Genomic DNA, 4,580 nt, shown 5'->3' with positions numbered 1-4,580 from the left:
GCTGCGATCGCCAAGATGAAGGACGGCGTGCGCATCATCAATTGCGCGCGCGGCGGCCTGGTCGTCGAGGCCGACCTGGTTGCCGCGCTGAAGAGCGGCAAGGTGGCCGGCGCCGGTATCGACGTGTTCGAAGTCGAGCCGGCGGAGAACAATCCGCTGTTCGGCATGGAGAATGTCGTGGCGACCCCGCATCTCGGCGCCTCGACCACCGAGGCGCAGGAGAATGTCGCGCTGCAGGTTGCCGAGCAGATGTCGGACTACCTGATCAAGGGCGCCGTCTCCAACGCCATCAACATGCCTTCGATCACCGCCGAGGAAGCACCGCGGCTAAAACCCTTCGTCAAGCTCGCCGAGGTGCTCGGCGCCTTTGTCGGCCAAGTCACCGAGGATCCGATCAAGGAGGTCGAGATCCTGTTCGACGGCTCGACCGCGACGATGAACACGCGCGCGCTGGTGAGCGCCGCCCTTGCCGGCCTGATCCGGCCGCAGGTCTCGGACGTCAACATGGTGTCGGCGCCGATCATGGTGAAGGAGCGCGGCATCATCGTCGCCGAGGTCAAGCGAGACAAGTCGGGTGTCTTCGACGGCTATATCAAGCTAACCGTCACCACCGAGCATATGACGCGCTCGATCGCCGGCACCTGCTTCTCGGACCACAAGCCGCGCTTCATCCAGATCAAGGGCATCAACCTCGACGCCGAGGTCGGCCAGCATATGCTCTACACGACCAATGCCGACGCGCCCGGCATCATCGGCCTGCTCGGCACCGTCTGCGGCGAGAACGGCGTCAACATCGCCAACTTCCAGCTCGGCCGCAACCGGCCGGGCGGCGATGCGATCGCGCTGCTCTATCTCGACGCGCCGTTTCCGGAAAAGGTGCTGGATCAGCTGCGGGCGCACGAGTCGATCGACTCGGCCAAGCCGCTCCGGTTCGACGTCGGGAGCGAGTGAACGCGCCAATCGCCTGAAATGGAAACGCCCCGCCTGTGGCAGCAAGCGGGGCGTTTCCATAATATCAGGCCTTGTCAGATCTCACTCGTAGGGGAAGCGGGCTCGATCATGCATCGTCATTGTCAATCGCTGCCTTGCGTATTCAGCAAGGGAGATCGCAGCATCCGCAAGGTAGCCCTTCTGCCGCTGTATTCGGCCAGCGCGATGCCTCCGAGCACGAGCGCGAGCGCAAGACCCTGATAGAGCTCAAACCGCTCGCCGACGATCAGCACCGAAAGCAGCGTGCCGAAGATCGGCACCAGATTGATGAACAGCCCGGCTCGGTTGGCGCCGATCAGCTCATTGCCCCGAATGTAGAAGATCTGCGAGACGACGGAAGCGCCGAGTGCGGTGTAGAACGCGATCGTCCATCCTCTCGCGTCCGGGACGATGACGCGGCCCGCCGCCACTTCCCAGACAAAGAAGGGCAATGAGGTCAAAAGCGCGGCGAACGACAAAGCCAGCATCAGGCTTTGCCAGCGGATGGCGGGCTTCAGACGCAGCCCCACCGAATAGAGGCTGTAGCAGAGAACCGCGACCAGCATGATGGCGTCGCCGAAATTGAGCTCGAGCTTCAGCAACTGGCTGAGATCGCCATGGCTCGCGGTGAGGGCGACGCCGACGATGGTCAGCGCCACGCCGACGATCTGCAGGCGCTGCACATGCAGGCGGAACAGCACGAAATTGGCAAGGATGATGACGATCGGTATGGCGGCCTGCTCGATCGAGACGTTGATGGCGGTCGTGTAGTTCAGCGCCGTGTAGAAGATGACGTTGAAGATCGTGAAGCCGCAGGCGCCGAGGCCGGCGAGCAGCAGCCAATGCCGGCGCAATTCGGGCCAGTCCTCGCGAAACGCCCGCCAGCCGACGGGCAGCAGGATCAGCACTGCCAATACCCAGCGCAGGAAGACCAGCGTCATCGGCGACACGTGATCGACGGCAAGCTTGCCGGCCACGGAATTGCCGCCCCATAGCAGCGTGGTGGAGAGAAGGAACAGATAGGCGGCTCGATGCATTGCTCAATCCGGTGCGGGGACGCGTTTGAGGAGCTAATCCGACCTATTGCGACGGCCGGGCCAAGTAAATGATGCGAAAGCCGGAATTTGTTGTGCCTGGATCAGGATGACGGTTGGAGCATGATCTCTTCCGAAAAACCGGCTTCCACTTTTCGGCACCATGCTCTGGGGTTTTCGGCGGCAAAGAAAGGGTCGCATCGGCCGGCACATGAGTCTATAGAGGCCTGTCGTTTCAGCCGCTAAGGCGGCATCTCAAGGGAAAAGAACATGGCCAATGTGGTGGTCGTCGGCTCGCAGTGGGGCGACGAAGGCAAGGGCAAGATCGTCGACTGGCTGTCGGAACGTGCCGACGTGGTCGTGCGCTTCCAGGGCGGCCACAATGCAGGTCATACGCTGGTCGTCGACGGCAAGGTCTACAAGCTGTCGCTCCTGCCGTCCGGCGTGGTCAGGCAGGGCAAGCTGTCGATCATCGGCAATGGCGTGGTGTTCGATCCGCATGCCTTCGTCGCGGAAGTGGCGAAGCTCAAGGAGCAGGGCGTGGACGTGACGCCAGAGCGCCTGAAAATAGCCGAAAACACCGCGCTTATCCTGTCGCTGCACCGGGAGCTGGACGGATTCCGCGAAGACGCCGCCTCGAATTCCGGAACCAAGATTGGCACGACCCGCCGCGGCATCGGTCCCGCTTACGAGGACAAGGTGGGCCGGCGCGCCGTCCGGGTGATGGATTTGGCGGATTTGGAAACGCTTCCCCTGAAGGTCGACAGGCTGCTGACGCATCACAATGCGCTGCGCCGCGGGCTCGGCCATGCCGAGGCGACGCATGAGGCGATCATGCAGGAACTGACCTCGGTGGCCGGCGACATCCTGCCCTACATGGACCGCGTCTGGAAAGTGCTCGACGATAAGCGGCGCGCGGGCGAGCGCATCCTGTTCGAGGGCGCGCAGGGCACGCTGCTCGACATCGACCACGGCACCTATCCCTTCGTCACCTCGTCCAACACGGTGGCTGGACAGGCGGCGGCCGGCTCAGGCACCGGGCCCGGCGCGATCGGCTACGTGCTCGGCATCACCAAGGCTTATACGACGCGCGTCGGCGAAGGTCCGTTCCCGACCGAGCAGAAGAACGAGATCGGCGAGTTCCTCGGCACGCGCGGCCACGAATTCGGCGTCGTCACCGGCCGCAAGCGCCGCTGCGGCTGGTTCGACGCCGTGCTGGTGCGCCAGGCTGTCGCCGTCAACGGCATCAAGGGCATCGCGCTCACCAAGCTCGACGTGCTCGACGGGCTGGACGAGATCAAGGTCTGCACCGGCTACCGCCTCGATGGCGAGCTGATCGACTATCTGCCGGCAAGCCAGGGTGCGCAGGCGCGCGTCGAACCCGTCTATGAGACGCTCGAAGGCTGGAAGGGGACGACGGCGGGCGCCAGGAGCTGGAACGATCTGCCGGCGCAAGCGGTCAAATATGTCCGCTACATCGAAGAGCTGATCGGCGCCCCGGTTGCGCTGCTTTCCACCAGCCCGGAGCGGGACGACACGATACTTGTGACCGACCCGTTTCAAGACTAGTTTCACAGCCCTTCCCGGCGCTACGACTGATTTGCGGCCCGGGGAAAGAATGCAGGTCGACTGACGCATGGCGGATTTCGTTAGTGTTCTGAAAAAGCAGCTTGAGAAGCACGGCGAGCCCTCGCCCGAGCTGCGCAAGCGGATCTACGAGAATGCTCGTGGGGCACTGGCGAAGAAGCTCGCGGACTATTCTCCTCCTTTGTCCGCCGATGTCATCGCCAAGCAGAAGCGTTCGCTGGAAGATGCCATTTCCAGCGTCGAACGGGAGTATACAGCGCCGGCTCCGGCGCCCAAGCCGGCACCGGCGGAAGATCCGCTGGCGGAGCTGGAACATATCTTCTCGTCGATCGACCGCAACAAGAACCAGCCAAGCCATGTGCGGCAGCCGCCGGTGGCGAAGCCCGAACCGGCCAAGCCGGAGCCTTTCAAGCCGGCGCCGGCACCGGTGAAGGCGGAACCGAGCTGGCAAGGTGCAGCAAAGACGGAACCAAGCTGGCAAGGGGCAACGAAGACGGAACCCGGCGGTTGGCACAAAGTGCCTTCGGCACAGCCGCCGATGCCCTCGCCGCGCGAGGACGACGTCGGCCTGCCCGGCACGAACGCCGCCGAGCCGGACGACGGCAGCGATGTCTTCGCCAATGACGAGCAGCCGGCCGATACTTTCCAGCGGCTGCGGCCGGCGCCGCGCAGACGCAGCTATGGCGGGCTGATCGCGGCCGTTGTCGCATTGCTGGTGCTGGCCGGTGGCGGTTATGGCGTCTGGCTGAACAAGGATGCGTTCCGCTCGATGCTCGGCCTGAACGGCGGCGGCAGCAAGACGGTCTCGACCGAGCCTTTGGTCAAGCCCGCCCCGGCAAAGCCGGCCACCGAGACGGCGGCCACGCCGCCCGCCGCGGGCAACAACGCGGCCGCTGCCAATGAGCCGACCGAGACGGCCAAGTTCACCCAGCGCCTGACGTCTGATGGCAAAGAGGTCGATCCCGGCCCCGCCGGCGGGCAGGCTACGAT

At 64.2% G+C, this 4,580-nt stretch carries 3 protein-coding genes and 1 pseudogene; 3 read left to right on the top strand and 1 reads right to left on the bottom strand.

Features of this window, described 5'->3' with window-relative positions:
* A partial coding sequence (locus tag EOA29_RS26030) for an NAD(P)-dependent oxidoreductase (RefSeq protein WP_281061110.1) occupies positions 1-951 on the top strand: 951 nt, incomplete at its 5' end.
* Between the two features lie 122 nt (positions 952-1,073).
* Here EOA29_RS26030 and EOA29_RS26025 read toward each other — a convergent pair.
* Entirely contained in the window at positions 1,074-2,006 is a 933-nt protein-coding gene (locus EOA29_RS26025) for a DMT family transporter (protein ID WP_126091457.1), read from the bottom strand.
* Positions 2,007-2,273: 267 nt separating this feature from the next.
* Between EOA29_RS26025 and EOA29_RS26020 the strand changes: the two genes are divergently transcribed.
* Both EOA29_RS26020 and EOA29_RS26015 read left to right on the top strand, forming a co-directional pair.
* Positions 2,274-3,572, top strand: coding sequence for an adenylosuccinate synthase (locus EOA29_RS26020; RefSeq protein ID WP_126091458.1), 1,299 nt, complete (start codon positions 2,274-2,276; stop codon positions 3,570-3,572).
* 67 nt (positions 3,573-3,639) lie between these two features.
* Positions 3,640-4,580 (top strand): annotated as a pseudogene (locus EOA29_RS26015) (hypothetical protein); the annotation flags it as partial.

This window comes from Mesorhizobium sp. M1E.F.Ca.ET.063.01.1.1 (assembly GCF_003998155.1).
Lineage (GTDB): Bacteria > Pseudomonadota > Alphaproteobacteria > Rhizobiales > Rhizobiaceae > Mesorhizobium.
The sequence above is the reverse complement of the archived record's forward strand: the minus strand, read 5'-3'. Positions and strand labels throughout refer to the sequence as shown.

Bases quoted from the DNA above. Each gene is read 5' to 3' on its own strand.
- EOA29_RS26025 (WP_126091457.1), bottom strand. From the start codon at position 2,006: ATGCATCGAGCCGCCTATCTGTTCCTTCTCTCCACCACGCTGCTATGG.
- EOA29_RS26020 (WP_126091458.1), top strand. From the start codon at position 2,274: ATGGCCAATGTGGTGGTCGTCGGCTCGCAGTGGGGCGACGAAGGCAAG.